Consider the following 21489-nt stretch of genomic DNA (forward strand, 5'->3'; position numbering starts at 1 on the left):
GCCGCCCCACAAGGGGCGGCCCGTTTTTTATGGGACATATACCGTTTTCAGAGGAGGATCTGTCCCGGATTTCAGCCGGTTCTCTCAGCCCACTTCCAGGAAGCGGACCACGCCCTGGTACACATACAGCGTGGCGCTGTCTGCATAGGCTCTGGCCTCGGTGAGGGTGACCCAGCTCTTGGTCTGCGTGTTGTAGCAGGGGACGCTGGCAGGGACCGTGTAGGTCCGGCCGTTCACCGTGACGGCACCCTTGCCGCTCCAAGCGGTGTTGGGCACGTTCCGCAGCTCGTCAGGATAGACCAGGCTGCCGATCCGCTGGGTGTTTCCAGAGGTGACGATGGTGATGCCCACGATGTCGCCGTTGCGCACCACATAGCCGGTCTCAAAGGTGGGCGTGCTCTTGCCCGCACCGTATTCCACAGACAGCTGGGCATTGCCCTCCCGGTTGCCCTCTTCGTCATAGTTCGCGGTATAGTTGGCGCGGCCGAAGATGTAGCCGCCGCCGATGGCGGAATTCAGCACGATGACCTTCACCCTGCCTGCCCAGTCGGTGCCGGCGTAGGTGATCTGGGAAGCGGGCACGCTGCCGTCCGCGATCTGGGACAGGCTGATGGCGGTGAGGCCGCTGCCGTCGTTCTGGAAGACAACCACATTGTCCGCCAGATTCCGGCTGCCCAGCTTGCGCTCCGCCACATTCAGCTCGCCGGAGACGCCGCCCGTCAGGCGGGTCAGGGACAGGCCGCCCTTCCGGCTGGAGGAGACCCGCACCAGCTGGCCGTTCAGCCGCTCCACATCGCTGGCGGAAAGACTGACCGACCCCTTCACCTGGATGCCGCAGAGCAGGTCCACCGTGGCGCTGCCGCTGGAGACCTCGGCGATGCCGATGGCATTGCCGGTGGCCGTGTTGCCGCTGGCCGCCACCGCGCCGGCCACCTGATTGTCCTCGGTCAGGAGCAGAGTGATCTGGTCGCCGGGCTTGAACTGGGAGACCGTCTGCATAGCGGTGGGCAGCACGTTGAACTCATAGCCCAGGACCGTGATCTTCGTGGGCTCCTTGGGATTGGGATAACAATCCTCATAGTAGCCGGTAATCCGGGTGTCGCACACGCGGATGGAGTTGGTGGTGCTGGAATAGGTTGCCACGTCGTACTTGCGCATATCCCCGGCCGTGGCGGGCAGGCCGTTCTTGTAGATGGCGTATCCGCTGGTGCCGCCGGCCAGAGAGCTGAAGCCCGAGGTGGACCCCTTCTCATAGATGATGACCGCCTCGTTGGACGTGGTCCCGCCGCCGCCGACGAACACATAGTCCACACCGCCGCCTGCATCCAGATACAGCGTCAGGGAGGTGCCCGCGTTCAGCCAGGAGTAGACCTCGCTCCACACGGACTCCTTGCCGTTGTAGTAGACGCCGGTGTCGTTGTCCATAACGTACTTGGTACCGGTGGTATCCGTCAGCTCCGTGGCCTTGGCCGTGGAGAGGACCACGACCTTGCTGCTGCCCACGGAATCCGGCACAAAGGTCAGGGCTTCATTACCGTTCTTGCTGAGCAGCAGTGTCCCCTTGGTGCCGTTGAGCATTCCGTTGGAGACCTTGCCGTCCGCCAGGGAGTAAACTGCGCCGGAGGCCATCTGCAGCGCCGTTCCGGCGCCCCGCGGTCCGTCAGCCGTGGAGGAGACCAGCATCTGGCCCGTCCGGGTCTCGCCCAGTGTGGCGAGATAGCTGCCGCCCTCTTTCTGGTCCGCCCGAAGCAGATTCAAAAAGAGCTTGGCCGCCTGTCCGCGGGTCAGGCCTTCGTTTCCAGTTCCGCTGACGCCGTCGGTCAGGCCGATGAGCGCGGCTTCCGCCATATAGCTGTCCGGCCAGACGCCGCCGACGTCTTCGTCCTTGTAGCCCAGCATCCGCAGCAGGATGGTCACCGCCTGGCCCACGGTCACCGTGCGGTCGGGGTGGAATTTCCCGTCTGCGTAGCCGGAGATGATGTTTTTGCCCTTGGCGGCCATGTTGATATACGGCGCCGCCCAATAAGAGGGCTTCACATCCGAAAATACCGTGACGGTCCGGTAGCGTCCCAGCTCATTGCTGCCGTTCATGGCGTAGACCGCCATCTTGCAGAACTGCGCCCGGGTGAGGACAGTGCCGGGGCGGAAGGTCCCATCCCCATAGCCGTCCAGCACACCGAGCAGACGCAGGGATTCCACCGCCACTGCCGTGCTCTTGTCCCCGACATCGGAAAATGTGACTGCTGCGGTATTGGCCGCCCCCGCCGGCACCGCCAGCAGGGAAACCGCCATGCACACGGCCAGCAGGAATGTCATGATTCGTCTCTTCATCAGTCTCTCCCTCTCATTCTGCCCGCAGTGCTTCCACGGGCTGGAGCCTGGCGGCCTTTGCCGCCGGATAAATGCCGAACAAAATTCCCAGCGCCACCGACAGCGTGAAGGCGCACAGGGTAATCCACGCCGCCGGGTAGATGGTCATCTGGAACATCAGCCGTCCCACCAGCAGGCTGCCGCCGGTGCCGATGAGGATGCCGATGATGCCGCCGATGCCGCAGAGCATGGCCGCCTCGATGAGGAACTGGATGACGATGCTGCTCCGCTCGGCACCAATGGCCCGGCGGATGCCGATCTCCCGGGTCCGTTCGGTGACGGTCACCAGCATGATGTTCATGATGCCGATGCCGCCCACCAGCAGGCTGATGGCGGCGATACCGCCCAGAATCAGGGAGATCATGCCCATCTGCTTGTTCTGCTCCTGCTGCCAGGAGTTCTCCTGGTCCACCTGGAAGCCGCCTGCGTTGGGATTAACCACTCCCTTCAAAAAGCCGCCGATGCGGGAGCTGGCCTCGATCATGTCCTCGCTGCTGCGGGTCTTCACGATGAACTGCTCCGGTGCGTCGCCGCCCAGCACCCGGCGGGCGGTGTAGGGCAGAATGATGACATTGTCGATCTGGCTGGCGGATGCGCTTTCACCGGTAAGGCGGGGGGCATAGACCCCCACCACCTCAAAGCTCTGCCCGTTGAGCTGGAGCACCTTGCCCACGGGGTCCGCGGCGTCGAAGAAGATCTTCGCCGCCCGGTCCCCCAGCACACATACCTGCTTGTAGCCCCGGATGTCCAACACGGACAGGTCCCGGCCGGAGGCCAGCGCCAGGTTGTTGCAGATGCTGTACTGGTCGCTGCCGTAGTAAATGCTGGGCGGCACGTCGCCGGTGAGATTGCCGTTTTCATCGTAATTATAGCTCATATTGGCGGTGCTCTTGGTCCCGTATACCACCGTGGCGTTGCAGTACGCCTGGGGCGTCACGCCCAGCACATACTCCTTGATGCTGTTGCAGTAGTCGTACAGCGCCGGAAAGTAATCCTGACCCAGGCTGTTGCCATCTTCGTCATACAGGTAGTTCCAGATGTTGACGGTGAGCTTGTTGCTGCCCATGGCCTCGTACTGCTCCATGGTCTTTTCCGTATAGCCGTTGATGGCGGACACGATGGTCATCACCGCCGCGATGCCGATGATGATGCCCAGCATGGTCAGGGCGGACCGGCCCTTTTTGCCCCAGATGGACTTCCACGCCATCTTCACGGCCTGTTGGATATTCAAAGCCAGTCCACCTCCTGCTCCCGGTCCTCAATGATTCTGCCGTCCGCCAGGCGGACGACCCGCCGGGCCGTGGCGGCGATGCCGTTATCATGGGTGATGAGAATGACGGTGCTGCCCTCCTTGTTCAGCTCCTGGAGGAATTTCAGCACCTCCTGCCCGGTGTGGGAATCCAGTGCGCCGGTGGGCTCGTCGGCCATGATGATGGGAGGCTTGGTGGCGATGGCCCGCGCAATGGCCACCCGCTGCTGCTGGCCACCGGACATCTCCACCGGCCGGTGCTTGATGCGGTTCGCCAGCCCCACCCGGGCCAGGGCCTCCAGGGCCATGTCCCGGCGGTCGTCGGCATTCACCCCCTGGTAGATCAGGGGCAGTTCCACATTTTCCAGCACCGTCAGGCTCTGGATCAGGTTGTACTGCTGAAAGATAAAGCCGATCTGCTTGTTGCGGATGTGGGACAGCTCCTTGTCCGTCAGCTCCCGGACGTCCGTTCCACCCAGGAGATACGTCCCCCGGGTGGGGATGTCTAGGCAGCCCAGCACGTTCATCATGGTGGACTTGCCGGAGCCGGACTGGCCCACCACCGCCACGAACTCGCCCTTTCCGATGGTCAGGGAGACGCCGTCCAGGGCCCGTACCTCGCTCTCCCGCCCTTCGCCATAGATCTTATAGACGTCCCGCAGCTCTACTAAGTTCTTCGCCATGGGCATCAACCCCACGCCTGCAGGGACTGGATCTGTGTGAAGACCTCGGTCCCCTCTTCCACACCGGACTTGATCTCCACATTGGAGTTGTCGGAGATGCCGATCTCCACCGGCACCGCCCAGAAGCCCTCCGGGATCTCCTCACTCAGGGTGGGCGTCTCAATGGCGTTGTCCGGCCGACTGCCCTTTACAAACACCACGTTCACGGTGGAGCCGTCCTCCTGGGTCACAGTACGCACGCACTGGAGAGGCAGGACCAGGCAGTTGTCATTCTCACTGGCAGTTAGAGTGTAGTCGATATAGCTGTTGACCTGCAGGGTGCCCTCGCTGTTGTCCGCCGAGATGGTGATGGGATAGGTCGCCACGCCGTTGTTCACCGTGCTGGAGAGGCTGACCGTCTCCACGGTGCCGAAGGCCGGGGTCCCCCACTGGCTCAGCTCCACCGGCATCCCCGGCTTGATGTAGCTGATGTTCCGCTCGTCCACATTGGCGGTAATCACCACGCTGGAGGTGTCCGAGATGGTCACCACTGCGGTATTTGCAGCGATCTCATCGCCGGGCTGGATGGTCAGGCCGATTACCATGCCGTCAATGGGAGCCTTGGCGTTGCAGTTGGCCAGGTTCTCCTCCGCAGTCTTCAGCTCCTCCCGGGCAGTGTCCAGGTTCTGCTGGATGGTGAAGAGCTGGCTCTCGCTCTCCTCCCCGTCGATGCGCACCAGCACCTGGCCGGGCGCCACCTGCAGGTAGTCCACCAGATTGCTGGAAATCACCGTGCCATCCACCGTGGAAACCAGGTCGCCGGTGCGGTAGTACGCCAGCTTGCCGGCCTCATAGGGGTACACGGTCTCACCGTTCACAGTGGCGGTGGCAGACGCCACCATATCCGCCGTCAGGGCTCCCTCATTCTCCACGATGATGTCGGCGGAGAAGAGCTTGGACCCCTCCGGCGTGATGCGGCTGACCATGTGGACCGCCTCCACCGTGCCGGGAACGGAGGTCATCAGGGCAGGGATCGAAACATTCACCGTCTGTCCCACCTGCAGGTCGCCCGCATAGGCGTAGCTGTAATACTGCTCCAGCCGCAGACGGGTATCGTCGGAGAGGACCGCCACCTTCTGGCCCTTGGTGATGGAATCACCGGGATTCAGCGTCACGGTCTCCATCAGCTTGCCGGCATAGCCGGCGGAGAGATTCAGTCCTGCGATGTCTTTCTGGGCCTGGGAGAGCTGTTTCTCATAGCCTTCCACATTGCTCCGGGCCTTCTGCACGGCGGTCTCTGCCGCCGGAGAGTCGATGGTGAACAGCGGCGTGCCGGCAGTCACCGTCTCACCCTCCGCCACCAGCACATCCACCACTGTGCCGACAGTGGTGATGGTGATTGTCTCACTGCTCTTGGCCTTGGTCAGGCCGCTGCCCTGGACCGTGGAGGTGATGGAACCGTACTGCACAATGTCGGTGACCACCTCTCCCTCATCGCTGCTCTTGCCGCCCAGCACTTTCAGCAGCACCACCGCGGCGATCACCAGCAGCAGTGCCAGTATGCACAGGCGGATGATCCGGCGCCGCTTCTTCCGCGGGATTGCCTGCCACCGGGCTTTCAGGTTTACGCGCGTCTCCGCGGGGGCGGCGCTGTCCGCCGCCGTCTCCTCCATCGCCGGAGCGGTCGCTTCCTGTTCTACATTCTCCAGGTCTTTGACTTCAGCCATGGTATGTACTCCTCTTCTTGTTCTTCACAGATGCATCAACTGTATTGCTTATAATAGTACAGTATGTAGGGCAAAGCAATAACAAAACAGTTACAGTTTCTCCCGCGGCCTGTATCTCTTGTAACTTGCGGGTATGTGTGAAAAAGTGCTCCCCGGAAGCCGGGGAGCACTTTCAAGGTCATTCAGACCATGGCGGCGCGCCGGGCGCTGAAGCGCTGATAGAGGACGATGCCAACCACCAACACAAAGCCGGCGATGTCGGTGGCCGTGCCGGGAATCATCATACCCAGGCCGCCCACGGCCATGGCCACCCGCAGCAGCGCGGGGATGGGCCGGTACAGGAATCCGTTGAGGGCCGCCGCCACGCCGAAGATGCCCAGCAGGGCGCTGATGCAGATCTGCACCACCTGGAAGGCGCCGGTCACATCCACAAAGAGCATCTGGGGGCTGAAAGCGAAGATGTACGGCACGATAAAGGCCGCTATGGCCAGTTTCGTGGCGTTGAACCCTGTCTTCATGGGATCCGCCTTGGCAATGGCGCTGCCGGCATAGGCCGCCAGGGCCACCGGCGGCGTGATGTCCGCCACAATGCCGAAGTAGAACACGAAGAAGTGGGCCGCCATCTTGGTGACACCGATGGAGGGATCCATCAGGATGGGAGCGCAGGTGGCCGCCATGATGCAGTAGTTGGCGGTGGTCGGCACGCCCATGCCCAGCACGATGCAGCAGAGCATGGTCAGCGCCAGGGCGATAATCATGTGGCCGCCGGAGAGGCTGACGATTGTGCTCAACAGCTTGGAGGCCAGGCCCGTCACCGTGATGCAGCCGGAGATAATGCCGGCCACGCCGCAGGCCACCGCCACAGTGATGGAGCCCTTGGCGCCGCCCTCCAGGGCGTCGATGATCTTGCCGAAGGTGAGGAAGTCCTCCCGGTTGCTGCTCTTGCTGGCGATCTCCACCACGTTGTTGACCAGGCCTACGGCCACGGCCGCCACGATTGCGATGGCAGCGGAGAAGGCCATGGTGTACATGTTGGTGGAGACCATGACCACCAACAGCACCAGGGGCGCCAGAAGGTAGATCTTGGGCAGCAGCTGGCGCACGCGGGGCAGCTGCTCTCTGGGAATGCCCTTCAGGCCCAGCTTCTTGGCCTCCAGATGGACGGCGATGTAGATGCCGGTGAAGTACAGCACCGCCGGCAGGATGGCCCGCATGGCGATGGTGCCGTAGGGCTCGCCGGTGAACTCTGCCATCAGGAAGGCTGCGGCGCCCATGATGGGGGGCATGATCTGGCCGCCGGTGGAGGCAGCCGCCTCCACGGCGCCGGCGAACTCCGGCTTGTAGCCCGTCTTCTTCATCATGGGGATGGTGACGGAGCCGGTGGTGACGGTGTTGCCCACGGAGGAGCCGGACACCATGCCGCACAGGGCGGAGGAGATGACGGCCACCTTGGCGGGGCCGCCGGGGGCGGCACCGGCCACGGCATTGGCCAGGTTGATGAAGAACTGGGCGATGCCGGTCCTCTCCAGGAAGGCGCCGAAGATGATGAACACCACGATGAACTTGGCGCACACGCTGATGGGGCCGCCGAAGATGCCGTTGAAGGTGTAGAACATGGTGCGGATGACCTGATAGAGGGTCATCTTGAAATCTGCGCTGCCGCCCAGGTTGAAGAAAGTGTACACCAGCAGCACACCGGCCACGCACAGGATCGGCAGGCCCACGCACCGGCGGCACAGCTCCACCAGGGCCAGGATACCGATGAGGCCGATAATCATGTACAGGTCGTTCTGCATGACCCGGGCGGACATCTGGACCACGTTCTGGGCATTGACGGCGTAGAAAAAGTAGGCGCCGGGCCCGGCAATCAGCAGCACGATGTCATACCAGGGCATGTGGTTGACCCGCTCGTCCCCTTTTTTGGCCGGGAAGGTCAGGAAGCCGAACAGCAGGATCAGCCCCACGAACATGGGCAGCCGAACCTCCTGCCGGGTGGAAAGGAACACAGTGTCGATGATGCAGTAGGCGGAGAACGCTACCATCAGCCAGCGGATCACCAGCTTCGGCAGACCCTCCCAGACCCGGGTGTTGGACTCCCGGTCGTATTTTTTCATGACCGCCTCCACATCGGCGGCGGTCCCCACGGAGGTATCGTGGGCGCCGGTATCCTCCGGCGGCACAGGCTCCGTCTTGTGTTTCTTGAACAGTGCCATAGGGTCCCCTCTCATTTCGCAAGATATCTTCCAGGCCGGGACCGACCCGAAGTCAAGGAACTACGGCGGAGATTCCGCCGTAGTTCCCGATCAGGCTCCGCCTGAGATCACTTGGTGGGTACGTCAAAGCCCTTTTCGGCGAAGTACTTGGCCGCGCCGGCGTGATAAGGCACCGCGGTGACGCCGGAGGCAAATTCCACATCCAGCTCCCCTGCCTTGTCATGGGCCAGATTGTCCATGTTCTCAAAGATGGTGTAGCAGATGTTGTACACATCATCCTCAGACACATCGTCCCGGGCGATGACGGTGGCTACCACGGCTACGGTCTTGGTCTCCGGCACGCCCTCATAGGTGCCCTCGGGGATGATGTACTCCTCGTAGTAGGGAGAGGACTCCTGGAGCTTGGCAATATGCTCGTCATCCAGGCCCACCAGATAGGTGTCCTTGGCAGTGGCCAGAGTGGTGATAGCCACGGTGGGGGCGCCTGCCACCACGAAGGCGGCATCGATCTTGCCGTCCTGCAGGGCGTCGGCGCTGGCGCCGAAGTCCTGGTACTGGGCGTTGATGTCATCCTCTGTCAGGTCATAGGCGGCCAGGATATCCAGGGCGTTGTAGTACACGCCGGAGCCAGAGGCGCCGATGGAGACCGTCTTGCCCTCCAGATCCGCCACGGACTTGATGTCCGGGTCACAGGTGACGATCTGCACCTGCTCCATATACAGAGCAGCGACAGTGGAGAAATCCGCATAGGGGAACCCCTCAAACAGCCGCTCGCCGTTATAGGCGTAGCTCATCACGTCGGACTGGACGAAGCCCAGTTGGGCCACGTTCATCTGCATCTGCTCGATGTTGTCCTGGGAGCCGTTGCTGACCACGGCCGTGACCTTGGTTCCGTTGCCGTTGGTGGTGATGGCCTGCGCCAGCACGCTGCCGAAGCCGTAATAAGTACCCTGGTCGCCGCCGGTGCGGAATTTCAGCTCCGTGCCGGTGCCGGTGACGGAAGAGACGTTCCAGTTGGTCTGGGCAGCCTGCTCAGTGCCGGTGTCGGCGGGGGTATCCGTCTCCTCCGTGGAGGGATTGCCGCCGCAGCCCGTCAGGACCGCCGCCAGCATCAGCGCGGCAAGAAGCAGGGATAAGCACTTTTTCATGTTTCCATTCCTCTTTTCCTGTTAGTCGATACAGCTCGTATGTCGCTTTGCATATCATACCTTATCCTCATTCATTTTACAAGGTTTTTTTTACAATTTTTTAATATTTCTGCAAGTCCAATTTGCACAACCTTCATTTTCCCGTCCCACCTCTCTGAAATGCCGAAAGGCCGGCCCCACCGGGGCCGGCCTTCTGCGGCGTATGCTTATTTGATGACCAAGATGAGCTGGCCGCCCTTGACGGTCTCGCCCTCCTTCACCAGGATCTCCGACACCGTGCCGGACATCCGGGCGGTGATGGCGGTCTCCATCTTCATAGCCTCGATGGTGACCAGGGTCTGGTTCTTCTCCACGGTGTCGCCCACCTTGACGTTGAGCCTGCTCACCGCGCCGGGGATAGAGGAGCCCACCTGGCTCTTGTCCTCCGGGTCCGCCATGGGGACCTTGACAATGTTCTTCTGGGCCTCCTCGTCGGGCACCTGCACATCCCGGCGGATGCCGTTGAGCTCAAAGCTGACGGTGCGCATGCCCTCTTTGTCCACTTCGCCCAACCCTAAGTACTTGATGACCAGGGTCTTGCCGTCGGCGATGTTGACCTTGTTGGTCTCGCCCACCGCCAGACCGTGGAAGAACACATGGCTGCCCAGCCGCATGATGTAGCCGTACTCCTTCTGGTTCTTGACATAATCCTCCACTACCTTGGGATACAGGCAGTAGCTGAGGATGGCCCGCCAGGAGGGATCTGCATCAAAGGACTGCATCTCCCGCTTCTTCTCCTCAAAGTCCACGGGGGGCAGCAGCTCACCGGGACGGCAGGTGATGGGCTTCTTGCCCTTCAGGACCACCCGCTGCAAATCCTTGGGGAACCCGCCTGCAGGCTGGCCCATCATGCCAGAGAAGTAGCTGACAACGCTGTCCGGAAAGGCCAGGCTCTCGCCCTTCTCCACGATGTTCTCCGGGGTCAGGTTGTTCTGGGTCATGAAGATGGCCAGGTCACCCACCATCTTGCTGGAGGGCGTCACCTTCACAATGTCGCCCACCATCTCATTGACCTTACGGTAGTTCTCCTTGACCTCCACAAACCGGTCGCCCAGGCCCAGAGACTCCACCTGGGGCTTCAGGTTGGTGTACTGACCGCCGGGGATCTCGTAGCGGTAAATATCCGTGGTATTGTACTCCAGGCCGCCCTCAAAGGAGTCGTAACGCTTACGCACATCCTCCCAGTAATCAGTGAGGGTCTGGAGCCGGTCCAGATCCAGCCCGGTGTCCCGCTCTGTGTCCTTCATGGCCGCCACCACGGCGTTCAGAGAGGGCTGGCTGGTCATGCCTGCCATGGAGCTGATGGCACAGTCCACCACGTCCACACCGGCCTCGGCGGCCAGCAGCAGCGCCGCCACCTGATTGCCGGTGGTGTCATGGGTGTGGAGCTGGATGGGAATGCCGATCTCCTGCTTCAGGGTGGACACCAGCTTCTTGGCGGCGTAAGGCTTCAGCAGGCCGGACATATCCTTGATGGCAAGCATGTGGGCACCCCGGTGCTCCAGCTCTTTCGCCATCTTCACATAGTAGTCCAAGGTGTACTTGTCCCGCTTGGGATCCAGAATGTCGCCGGTGTAGCAGATGGTGGCCTGGCAGATCTTGTCCTGCTTGAGGACCTCATCCATGGCCACCTCCATGCCGGGGATCCAGTTCAGAGAGTCGAAGATCCGGAACACATCGATGCCGCTGCGGGCGGCCTCCTTGATGAACTCCCGGATCACGTTATCGGGATAGTTGGTATAGCCCACGGCGTTGGCGCCCCGCAGCAGCATCTGCAGCAGCAGGTTGGGGGCCTTCTCCCGGATCAGGTCCAGCCGCTCCCAGGGGGACTCGTGGAGGAAACGGTAGGCCACGTCAAAGGTGGCGCCGCCCCAGCACTCCAGAGAGAAAGCATCCGCCAGGATCTCGCTGGTGCCCTCCATACCCTTGACGATGTCCCGGGTGCGGACCCGGGTGGCCAGCAGGGACTGGTGGGCGTCCCGGCAGGTGGTGTCGCAGATCAGCAGCTTCTTCTGCCCCAGCACCCAGTCCGCCACGGCCTTGGGTCCCTTGGCGTCCAGCATCTGCTTCAGGCCATCGGGCCGGTTGCCGGTGACCGGTGGGAACCGGCAGGGATCGTACATCTTGTGTCCGTCCCGCTCCTTCACCACGATGTTCCCGATGTACTTGAGCATCTTGGTGGCCCGGTCCTGGCCCTCGTTCAGCTCAAACAGCTCCGGCGTCTCGTCGATGAACTTGGTGTGGCAGCCTCCCGCCAGGAAGGTGGGGTTCTGCAGGATGTTGGAGATGAAGGCGATATTGGTCTTGACGCCCCGGATGTGGATCTCCCGGATGGCCCGTCCGGCCTTCAGGCACACGCCCTGAAAGGTGTTATCCCAGGTGGTGACCTTCAGCAGCAGGGAGTCATAGTAGGGGGAGATCTCGCTGCCCACGCCGGCGGTGGCCGCGTCCAGCCGGACGCCGAAGCCGCCAGGAGACCGGTAGGAGGTGATCTTGCCGGTGTCGGGAGCGAAGTTGTTGGACGGGTCCTCGGTGGTGACGCGGCACTGGATGGCGTAGCCGTTCAGGTGCAGGTCACTCTGCTTCCTGATGCCGATGCGGGGATCGCTGAGGGGACAGCCCTCGGCGATCAGAATCTGAGAGCGCACCAAGTCCACGCCCGTCACCATCTCGGTGACGGTGTGCTCCACCTGGATACGGGGGTTCATCTCGATGAAGTAGTGGTGCCCTTCCCTGTCCACCAGGAACTCCAGGGTGCCGGCGTTCACATAGCCCACGTGCTTTGCGATCTTCACCGCGTCTTCATACAGGGCCTGACGGATCTTCTTGTCCACGGAGAAGGCGGGGCTGAACTCCACCACCTTCTGATAGCGCCGCTGGAGAGAGCAATCCCGCTCGAACAGGTGGACCACGTTGCCCTCTTCGTCGCCCAGCACCTGCACCTCGATGTGCTTGGGCTCCACCAGGAACTTCTCCATGAAGATGTCGTCATTGCCGAAGGCCTTCTTGGCCTCCGCCTTCACCAGATCGAAGTTGGTGCCCACCTCTTCCACGGTGTCACACCGGCGCATACCGCGGCCGCCGCCGCCGGCGGCCGCCTTGAGAATGACGGGGAAGCCGAACTCCATAGCCAGCTTCTGAGCAGCCTCCCGGCTCTTCAGGGGCTCTGTGGTGCCGGGGGTGGTGGGTACGCCGCAGGCCACGGCGATCTGCTTGGCGGACAGCTTGTCGCCCATCAGGTCCAGAACCTGGGAGGAGGGTCCGATGAACTTGATGCCCGCAGCCTCGCAGGCCCGGGCAAAATCCGCGTTCTCACTGAGGAAACCGTAACCGGGGTGAATGGCATCGGCGCCGTGCTTCTTAGCCAGCTCGATGATCCGGGGGATGTCCAGATAGGCGCCCAGGGGGCTCTCGTTCTCTCCGATCAGATAGGACTCGTCCGCGGCGGTGCGGAAGAGGCTGTATACGTCCTCATTGGAGTAGATGGCAATGGTCTGGAGGCCCAGGTCGTGACAGGCCCGGAAGATCCGCATGGCGATCTCGCCCCGGTTGGCGACCAGGACCTTCTTGAATGCTTGGCTCATATATCGTTCCTCCTTCTCTCCGCCGGCAGGCGGGAATCTTTTGGTTCAGCTTAGTATACACCAACCCCGCCGCCGGTTGCAACGGCTTCCAGCCCGGATTTGTCAATTTTATCCCGCCGTCATATTTTGAGCCTGGCTGATGGGGCGCTTTGTCTATTTCAGCAGGTCTTATGTCTGCTATCAGCGGCACTGCGGCCCGCCGGGGGCACAAAAAAGACGGCGCCCTCAGGGCGCCGTCTCCGGCTCATCTCAGGCGGTCCTGCCAGCGGCTGCGAAGCTGAACCACCCCCGGGCGTCCCGCAGGACACCGGAGAAGCCGTCCCGCAGTGTCCAGCCCGTCACGCTGGTGTAGAGGGGCGCCACGGCCCCCTCCTCCAGCAGCAGGGCCTCCGCATCGTGGAGGCAGCCCATCCGGGCCTCCCCCTCCTCCGCGCCGGCGATGACCGACAGCAGGGTATCATAGGCGCTGTTGGCGTATTTACCCAGGTTCTCCGGCTTATCGGAGCCCCACTGCATCAAAAAGCACTCCGCATCGTTGCCCAAAGCCCGGATCTCCGTTCCTGCCAGGGTGAAGGTCCCCTCCTGCAGGGCGGTGTCCAGTTCTTCCCGGCTGACGCCGCGGGCCGTCACCTGGAGGCCCAGGGCGCTCTGCCAGGCGTCTACCAGCGCCTGGGCCACGGCGGCGCCGTTCCCCTCGTCCACGTAGAGATATTCCAGCTCCCCCAGGTCCCGGGCGTCGGCGTATCCGGCCTCCGCCAGCAGGCCGCGGGCCTCCTCCGCCAGCTCGTCCCGGTGCGCGGGGTCGTTGTCCAGCAGCACGCCGCCATCTGTACGGAAATCCTGCTCCCCGCTCCCCGGCACGCCGGGAGGGATCAGGCCCTCAGCGGCATACGCCGTGGCGCCCGCCGCCTCAGCAGCGGCAGAACGGTCCGCCGTCAGAGTCAGCGCCCGACGGACCCGGGCATCCATCAGCGTATCCTGCGCGCAGTTGAACACCACCGCCTGAACGCTCAGCTCCCGCGCCAGGGTCCGGCTCTCCGCCTCGATCAAGGCCGTCAGCTGCTCCGCCGGGAGGATGCCCAGGAAATCCACCTCCCCGGCGTCGTAGAGGTCCTGTCCCGCCTCTGCGGTCTCCGCAAAGCGGAACGTCAGGGTCTGCGGCCCGGAGAAACTGTTGCGGTAGGTCTCGCTGGCCTCCAGGGTCAGCGCCTCACCAGCCTCATACCCGCTCACCTGATACGGCCCGTTGGTCACAAGGCCCGTAAGGTCGTTCCACCAAGGGGCCGCCTCCGCCGGCTCCGCCGCTGCTTCGGCGGTCTCCCCGTCAGCGGCAGCGGTCTCCTCCTGCAGCAAGTCCTGCCGCAGAGGCATGGTGGCGGGCGCAGTGCAGACCTCCGTCAAAAACCAGTCGAACTTTCCGTTCAGCACCACCACCAGGGTGCTGTCATCCTCCGCCGTCACCTGCAGCAGCGACACGTCGCCGGTCTCCCGCACGGCGTCGTAGCCTGCTACCTCGGACAGCAGCGACGCGCTGGGGGAATCGTTGGCCGGATCGGCCAGCCGCTGCCAGGCAAAGACAAAGTCCCCGGCCCGGACCGCCCGGCCGTCGGACCACTCGGCCTTCCGCAGCTTGAAGGTCCAGGTCACGGTGCCGTCGGCATTCTCCTCCGTACTGACGCTCTTGGCTGCGCCGTTCGTCACCGTGGTCCCGCCGGAGCCGTCTCCTGTTTTCCGCATCAGATTTTCATACAGGTGGACCAGGACGGTCTGGTCCGCCGTCTCTGTGGCGTAGATGGGATCCAGCTCCTCCGGCGCGCCGCCCACGCAGACGGAGAGGGCCGGCCCCTCCCCGCTTCCGCCGCAGCCGGTCAGGCTGAGAGCCAGCAGCAGCGCCGCCGCCAAGAACAGCGCCCACCGGCGCTTCCAATTCTTCATATCATCGTTCCTCCCGCTCTGGAGTCTAAAACGGGCACCCCTACCGGGCACCCCTGCATATCAAAGGACCTGGTCTATTATAAAGATTATCAGGCAGCTTGTAAAGTTACGAGCCCTCAAAAAGTAACAAATAATTACAAAATTAAAAATTTATTCACAAATCACAGCAAGAACTCGAAAATGCCCTGTCTCCCAGCCGGAACCGGTGGCGTGAAAAGCGCCGGGCGCGGATTTCCGCGTCCGGCGTTCAAAGCCGTTTTCACGCTGTGGTCAGGCGGCCGTCCTCGTCGAACTTCACCGGAACGATCTCGTTCCGGGTCTTCTGGGCGATGTCGTCGATCCGCATCTTGGCAGGATAGTCGGAGATGAAAGTTACTGCCACGCCCTGCCGCCTGGCCCGGCCGGTCCGGCCGATCCGGTGGACGTAGTCCTGGTTTTCGTCCGGCACGTCGCAGTTGAACACGATGTCCACATCATCCACGTCGATGCCACGGGCCGCCACGTCGGTGGAGACGAACACCCGCAGCTCGCCCCGGCGGAACTTCTCCATCACCTGCTCCCGCTTCCGCTGGGGAATATCGCCGTGGATGCACTCCGCGTCGATGCCCCGCATCTGCAGGAACTTGGTGATCCGCTCTGTGGAGCCCTTGGTGTTGCAGAAGGCCATGCACCGGTCGAAACCCGTCTCGTTCAGAATCTTTTCAATGGCGTCTGCCTTACCGTCGTGGGGCACGTCCATGCGGAACTGCTTGATGTCCGGCTTGTTCTGCTCATCCTCCCGGACAGTAATCTCCGCCGCGTCCCGCTGGTACACCCAGGCGATGTCCATGACCTCCCGGGAGATAGTGGCGGAGAAGAGTCCCAGGTTCTTCCGCTTGTTCATCTTGTCCAGCAGGCGGGTCACGTCATGGATGAAGCCCATGTCCAGCATCCGGTCCGCCTCGTCCAGCACCACGGTCTGCGCCGTGTCCACCCGGACGGTGCGGCGCTTCATGTGGTCGGAAAGCCGTCCCGGCGTGGCCACCACGATCTGGGGGTGCTTCTTCAGCGTGTCGATCTGCCGGCCGATAGGGGCGCCGCCATAGAGGCACACCGTCCGCACGCCGGGCTTGAAGGCTGCCAGGTCCCGAATCTCGTCGGTGATCTGGATGGCCAGCTCCCGGGTGGGGGCCAGGATTACCGCCTGGACGCTCTCGTCCTCCGGGTCCACATGCTCCACGATGGGGATGCCGTAGGCAAAGGTCTTGCCGGTGCCGGTGGGGGCCTTGGCGATCACATCCTGCCAGTCCATCATAGGCGGGATGCAGCCTGCCTGGACCGGGGTGGACACCTCAATGTTGCGTTTTTCAATGGCGCGTATGATCTCCGGCGACAGGTGCAGGCTGTCGAACCGGACGCCTTCCGTAAATTCCATGGCTCTCTTCCTCTTTCGTTTATCCGTTGGCCTGGCCGGCGCGGCTGCGCCCGTAGATCATGGGCACTACCAGGACTACCAGTGCCAGCAGGGCTGAGAAGAACGTGGTCTCGCTGGTCACCATAGCGCCGGCGGCCACCACCAGGCCCGCCAGCATCCAAAGCCAGCCGGCAAACCGGTGGACCTCTTTCCACAACGGCGGATTGTTTACCGTAAAGGAGAACCGCAGGGCCAGCTTGGCATCCTCCGTGCAGTCGAACATGTGGGAGCCCAGCAGCATCAGCACCAGACCCAGAATGCAGGGCGTGTAGAAGTTCAGACTTAGCCCCTGGCCGGAAGTCTCCAAAATGGCGCCGCTGCAGAACAGCAGGGAAATGGTTGGAAAGCCCCAGCGCCCCATGAGCCGGTTAAACGCCGGTGGGATCTTCATCCGCTTTTGATACTGCAGCAGCATGAATTGCGCGACAGCCTCCAGCAGGCACATCAAACCGGGCAGGAGGAGCGCCACCGCCCACCGGGGCAGGGAGTCATCCTGGCCGCCGGGGCCGATCAGGCCGGTCTCCACAATCTCCGGGATCCGGTCCCACATCCGCACGCCCAGGATCATTGGCAGGGCGCAGGCCGTCAGCGTCACGATCAGCAGCGCCCGCTGCTTTTCCGGCGACAGGTGCTTTCCAAATATCTCAGCCCCCCGGATTTCCAGGTCGCGGGGCAGGGCCTCTCTCTTTTTTCGGTTGCTCATAGTCAGCCGGGTCCTCCTTCTGGGGTCCGCAGGCAGATCGCTCTGCCGTCAAAATTTTTCTTTTCTCCGGGCTTCCTATGGACTGCGCCGGGGGAAACGGGTATTATTATATATGGAAAATACGCTTTTGTAAAGCACTGTCAAGGAAAACGCCCGTCCATGCGGAGCCGCCCCGCCCGGCCGCTCCTTGCGCTCCCGGAGAAAAGCAGTCCCGGAATATGTTCGCATTTCCCCGCATTCCTCCGTTTTTTGAGTAAATTTGTCTTATAATTGTAGTAAAATTTTGTATTGTGCCCCGTAAGATTCACAAATTTTATGGTACATTGTAAGAACCAGAAAGCTCCAGAGCGGATACGGAGGTGCCACGTGAACGGCGGAATGGATTATGTACGCATTTTGCGGGACCTGCGGGAAGATGCTGACAAGACCCAGACCCAGATCGCTGAGGTGCTCGGAACATCCCAGACGATGTACGCCCGCTATGAGCGCGGGGCCAACGAGCTTCCGATCCATCATCTGATCACGTTGAGCAAATACTACGGGGTCAGTACGGACTACCTGCTGGGTCTCAGCAAGGAACGCTGAAACGCGGACAGGGAGAGCTCCCTGTCCGCGTTTTTCAGGTTTCTTCAATCTGCCGGGGCAATCTCCTGTGCTTTTGCCTCGACCACGCTGTTCTCGTCGGCATCGGGCAGGTCCGCGGTAAAGTGATCTGCTGCCTGCCCGGTCATGGTGCCGGAAAACTCTGTAAGCCCGTTGTCGCCGCTGACAGTCTCATAGCTGGTGCCGTCCCCGTTGTCCTGGGACACAGTCCACCGGTCCAGGTCGCCAGTGACGTCAATGGTGACGGTCCGGGTCTCCCGGCTGCCGTCCTCATGCACCACATCCATATCGTAGGCGTAGTGATAGGCACCCGCGGTCTCCATGGCCTCGGTGATGTCAATCTCCTCACCCTGAGCGTGGAGGATCAGCCGGCCGTTCTCCTTGGTGACCGGCTCCCCGGCCGCCACGGTGACATACACCTCGTTGCCCTGGTTATCCTGGGCCAGGTACTGATTTCCGGATGTCCAGACGATGGTGAACTGCCGGAAGAACTCCCCGTCCGTGGCCACGTTCACTGCCCCGGCGGTGACGGCCAGCGCCATCACCATGGCAGCGGCAATGGCCGCGCCCCGCAGGACCCGGGGCATCCGCTTTCTGTGCTTCATCTCCTGCATTTTCTGAAAAACCTCCTGTTTGGCTTGGTCGGAGGCACGGAGATGGGAAAAGGTCTCCTGGTACAGTCTCTTGTCGATCATGACTCTGCCTCCTGTAAGATCAGTTTCAGCTTCCCCCTGGCCCGCATGAGCCAGGTCTGCACGGTGGACGGATTGGCCCCCATGGCCGCCGCGATCTCCTGTACGGAGCAGTCTTCGTAGTAGTAGAGATACACCGCGGCCCGGTATTTGGGCGGCAGGCCCATCACGTGCTGGTAGAGCTCACTCTGCTGCGGCGTGTCGAACACCGGCTCCCCGGCCTCCTCCAGAGGCCCGGTCCGCCTGCGCCACGGAGAGCGGAGCAGCTTCTTGCTCTCGTTCACCGCCACCCGGACGACCCAGTACCGCTCATGCTCCGGCGACCGGAAGGGCTTTCGCTCCAGATAGAGCTTCAGCAGCGTCTCCTGCATCACGTCCTCCGCGTCGGCGCGGTTTTTCAAATAGCTGTATGCCAGCCGGAACACGGTGTCGCCATAGCGCTCCACCGCCCCCTCGAATGCCGCGTCTGTCAATCTCATCACACCTTGCTGTTGGGATGGGCGGCAGCGCCGCCCGGAAAGGCCTTTCTATCGGGAATATCCCTCACTGGGGTGAAATATCTCACCCAGTCCGAAAGTTTTTCAAAAATCATGCGCCCCGCGCAGGAGCGGGATCTCGAAAACCGGAAACGGCTGAGCCGTTTCCGGTTTTCTGCGTTTTTCTCAGATCGGATCACTTGTGGGGCACGTGCCAGATGTTGTCGGCATACTCCGCCACAGCCCGGTCGGCGGCGAACACGCCGCTGCGGGCGATGTTGTGCAGGCTCATGCGATTCCAGGCCGTCTGGTCCCGATAGGTCTCCGCCATGCGCTTTTCCGCCTGGCAGTATGCCTGGAAGTCCGCCAGCAAAAAGTACTCGTCCGCGGGGCTGCCCCCGGCGCCGAACAGCAGCCGCTGGTACAGGTCGTCGTACCGGACACCGTCCCGGAAGCCGGTCCGCAGCGCGTCCAGGCACCGGTGAAGCACCGGGTCCCGGTTGTACAGCCGCTGGGGCACATAGCCTTCCCGCTTCAGCTGCTCCACCTCGTCGGCCCGCAGGCCAAAGAGGAACATGTTCTCGTCCCCCAGCAGGTCGTGCATCTCCACGTTGGCACCGTCCAGGGTGCCAACGGTCAGGGCGCCGTTCATCATGAACTTCATGTTGCCGGTGCCGCTGGCCTCCTTGCCGGCGGTGGAGATCTGCTGGCTCACCTCGCTGGCGGGCATCAGCTGCTCCGCCAGGGAGACCCGGTAGTTCTCCAGAAACACCACCTGCAGCTTATCGCGGCAGATAGGGTCGTGGTCGATCTGATCCGCCAGGGAGTTGATGAGGCGGATGATCCGCTTGGCCACTGCATACCCCGGCGCCGCCTTGGCGCCGAACAGGAACGTGTGGGGCTGCGTGATGGCGTTGGGGTCGTCCTGGAGCTTCTGGTACAATGCGATGATGTGCAGCACGTTCAAAAGCTGCCGCTTATACTCGTGGAGCCGCTTCACCTGAACGTCGAAGATGGCGTCCGGGTTCAGCTCCACGCCCCGGGTCTTCTTGGCATGGGCGGCGAAGGCCGCCTTGTTGGCCCGCTTGATGGCACCCAGCCTCTCCAGAACAGAGGCGTCATCGGCATAGTCATCCAGCTTTTTCAGGGCCTGGGGGTGCAGCAGATAGTCGTCCCCGCCGGTCAGGTCCCGGATCAAGCCGTCCAGTCCGGGGTTGATCTCACTGAGCCAGCGGCGGTGGTCAATGCCGTTGGTGACGTTCCGGAATTTCCAGGGCTCCATGCCGTAGGCGTCCCTGAAAACGTCCTTTTTCAGGATCTCGGAGTGTAGGCCGCTGACGCCGTTGACCGCCATGCCGCCGGCGATGCAGAGGTTGGCCATGCGGACCTGACCGCCCCAGACGATGGCCATTTTCTCCGTCTTCTTGGGGTCGTGGTAGAAGTCCTCCACCTTCTTCTGCCAGCGGCGGGAGATCTCCAGGATAATCTGCCACACCCGGGGCAGCAGGAATTCCACCAGGCTCTGGGGCCAGCGTTCCAGCGCCTCCGAAAGGACCGTGTGGTTGGTGTAGGCCACGGATCTCGTGGTGATGTCCCACGCCTCATCCCAGTCCATGCCGGCGTCGTCGATCAGGATCCGCATCAGCTCCGGGATCACCAGGGCCGGGTGGGTGTCGTTGATCTGGATGACGTTCTTCTCATGGAAGTTCTTCATGGTGCCGTACAGTTCGGTGTGCTTGGCGGCGATGGACTGGAGGGTGGCGGACACGAAGAAGTACTGCTGTTTCAGCCGCAGAGACTTGCCCTCCAGATGATTGTCCTCCGGATAGAGGACCTTGGCAATGGTCTCTGCCATGGCCTCGTCCTCCGCGGCCTTCAGGTACTCGCCCCGGGAGAACAGGGACATATCCACCGGCTGGGTGGACCGGGCGTCCCACAGCCGCAGGACATTCACATGCTCCGTGCCGTAGCCGGCGATCTCCATGTCGCAGGGCACGGCCTGGACCACCGTGGCGTCCTCATTGACGATGTGCAGGTGGCCGTTGTCCCAGAACTCCCGCACGGTGCCGCCGAAGCGGACCTCCTGGGTCTCCGCGGGCTTTGGCATCAGCCAGGCCGCGCCCAGGTCCTTCCAGTTGTCCGGCAGCTCTACCTGCTGGCCCTCCACGATCTTCTGCTTGAAGATGCCCAGCTCGTAGCAGATGGAATAGCCGGTGGCCGGGATCTCCAGCGTAGTCATGGAGTCTAGATAGCAGGCGGCCAGGCGGCCCAGGCCGCCGTTGCCCAGGGCGGCGTCCGGCTCGATCTCAAAGATGTCGGCCGCCTTGAAGCCCAGGTGCTCCAGCGCCTCCCGCAGCTGGGGCAGCAGCCCTAGGTTATAGGCATTCTTCATCAGGCTGCGGCCCATCAGAAACTCCAGAGACAGGTAGTGCACCTGCCGGGCATGCTGCTGGCGGGCCTTCTGACGGGTCTCCACCTCCCGCAGAGCCATCATGTCCCGCAGGACCAGGGCGCTGGCCCGCATCATCTCTCCATCCGTTGCCTCCGCCGCCGTCTTTCCGAAGCTGACCATCAGCTTGGCGGTGAGGGCGTTCTCCAGGGTCTGTGTGGTAATTGGTGTCATGCGTCTCCTTAC

The 21489-nt window shown here is 62.4% G+C and carries 14 protein-coding genes; 1 reads left to right on the top strand and 13 read right to left on the bottom strand.

Going from position 1 to position 21489, the window contains the following annotated elements; genetic code table 11:
• Positions 1 to 84 precede the first annotated feature (84 nt).
• The 10 genes from HMPREF1546_RS05295 to HMPREF1546_RS05340 form a co-directional block, all read right to left on the bottom strand.
• On the bottom strand, positions 85 to 2331 hold the full coding sequence (locus HMPREF1546_RS05295) for an S-layer homology domain-containing protein (RefSeq protein WP_021748101.1): 2247 nt from the start codon (positions 2329 to 2331) through the stop codon (positions 85 to 87).
• A 13-nt stretch (positions 2332 to 2344) separates the two neighbouring features.
• On the bottom strand, positions 2345 to 3601 hold the full coding sequence (locus tag HMPREF1546_RS05300) for an ABC transporter permease (protein WP_021748102.1): 1257 nt from the start codon (positions 3599 to 3601) through the stop codon (positions 2345 to 2347).
• Positions 3598 to 4302, bottom strand: coding sequence for an ABC transporter ATP-binding protein (locus tag HMPREF1546_RS05305; protein WP_036629681.1), 705 nt, complete (start codon positions 4300 to 4302; stop codon positions 3598 to 3600). Before HMPREF1546_RS05305 ends, HMPREF1546_RS05300 begins: the two co-directional genes overlap by 4 nt.
• Before the next feature lie 5 nt (positions 4303 to 4307).
• A complete protein-coding gene (locus HMPREF1546_RS05310) occupies positions 4308 to 6008 on the bottom strand; it encodes an HlyD family efflux transporter periplasmic adaptor subunit (RefSeq protein ID WP_021748104.1) in 1701 nt (566 codons plus the stop codon).
• 182 nt (positions 6009 to 6190) lie between these two features.
• On the bottom strand, positions 6191 to 8221 hold the full coding sequence (locus HMPREF1546_RS05315; RefSeq protein WP_083490965.1) for a TRAP transporter permease: 2031 nt from the start codon (positions 8219 to 8221) through the stop codon (positions 6191 to 6193).
• 107 nt (positions 8222 to 8328) lie between these two features.
• Positions 8329 to 9369, bottom strand: coding sequence for a TAXI family TRAP transporter solute-binding subunit (locus tag HMPREF1546_RS05320; protein ID WP_021748108.1), 1041 nt, complete (start codon positions 9367 to 9369; stop codon positions 8329 to 8331).
• Between the two features lie 206 nt (positions 9370 to 9575).
• On the bottom strand, positions 9576 to 12992 hold the full coding sequence (locus HMPREF1546_RS05325; protein WP_021748109.1) for a pyruvate carboxylase: 3417 nt from the start codon (positions 12990 to 12992) through the stop codon (positions 9576 to 9578).
• Positions 12993 to 13241: 249 nt separating this feature from the next.
• Positions 13242 to 14927 (bottom strand): peptide ABC transporter substrate-binding protein, encoded by a 1686-nt coding sequence (locus tag HMPREF1546_RS05330; protein WP_021748110.1) that lies wholly within the window; start codon positions 14925 to 14927, stop codon positions 13242 to 13244.
• Positions 14928 to 15186: 259 nt separating this feature from the next.
• Positions 15187 to 16341 (bottom strand): DEAD/DEAH box helicase, encoded by a 1155-nt coding sequence (locus HMPREF1546_RS05335; protein ID WP_021748111.1) that lies wholly within the window; start codon positions 16339 to 16341, stop codon positions 15187 to 15189.
• A 19-nt stretch (positions 16342 to 16360) separates the two neighbouring features.
• A complete protein-coding gene (locus tag HMPREF1546_RS05340) occupies positions 16361 to 17083 on the bottom strand; it encodes an SdpI family protein (RefSeq protein WP_021748112.1) in 723 nt (240 codons plus the stop codon).
• 378 nt (positions 17084 to 17461) lie between these two features.
• Here HMPREF1546_RS05340 and HMPREF1546_RS05345 point away from each other — a divergent pair, with 378 nt between their 5' ends.
• Positions 17462 to 17668 (top strand): helix-turn-helix domain-containing protein, encoded by a 207-nt coding sequence (locus tag HMPREF1546_RS05345; RefSeq protein WP_021748114.1) that lies wholly within the window; start codon positions 17462 to 17464, stop codon positions 17666 to 17668.
• Between the two features lie 44 nt (positions 17669 to 17712).
• On the opposite strand, the gene HMPREF1546_RS05350 is transcribed toward HMPREF1546_RS05345, so the two are convergent.
• The 3 genes from HMPREF1546_RS05350 to HMPREF1546_RS05360 all read right to left on the bottom strand — a co-directional run bounded on the left by HMPREF1546_RS05350 (position 17713) and on the right by HMPREF1546_RS05360 (position 21477).
• Positions 17713 to 18381: a hypothetical protein gene (locus HMPREF1546_RS05350; protein WP_021748115.1), complete on the bottom strand. Its 669-nt coding sequence runs from the start codon at positions 18379 to 18381 to the stop codon at positions 17713 to 17715.
• Positions 18378 to 18857 carry an RNA polymerase sigma factor gene (locus HMPREF1546_RS05355; RefSeq protein ID WP_021748116.1) on the bottom strand — a complete coding sequence of 160 codons (480 nt, stop codon included), beginning with the start codon at positions 18855 to 18857 and terminating at the stop codon, positions 18378 to 18380. The genes HMPREF1546_RS05350 and HMPREF1546_RS05355 overlap by 4 nt, the downstream gene beginning before the upstream one ends.
• Positions 18858 to 19050: 193 nt before the next feature.
• Positions 19051 to 21477, bottom strand: a complete 2427-nt coding sequence (locus tag HMPREF1546_RS05360) for a glycogen/starch/alpha-glucan phosphorylase (RefSeq protein WP_021748117.1) — start codon at positions 21475 to 21477, stop codon at positions 19051 to 19053.
• Positions 21478 to 21489 lie beyond the last annotated feature (12 nt).

Source organism: Oscillibacter sp. KLE 1745, assembly GCF_000469445.2.
Lineage (GTDB): Bacteria > Bacillota > Clostridia > Oscillospirales > Oscillospiraceae > Oscillibacter > Oscillibacter welbionis.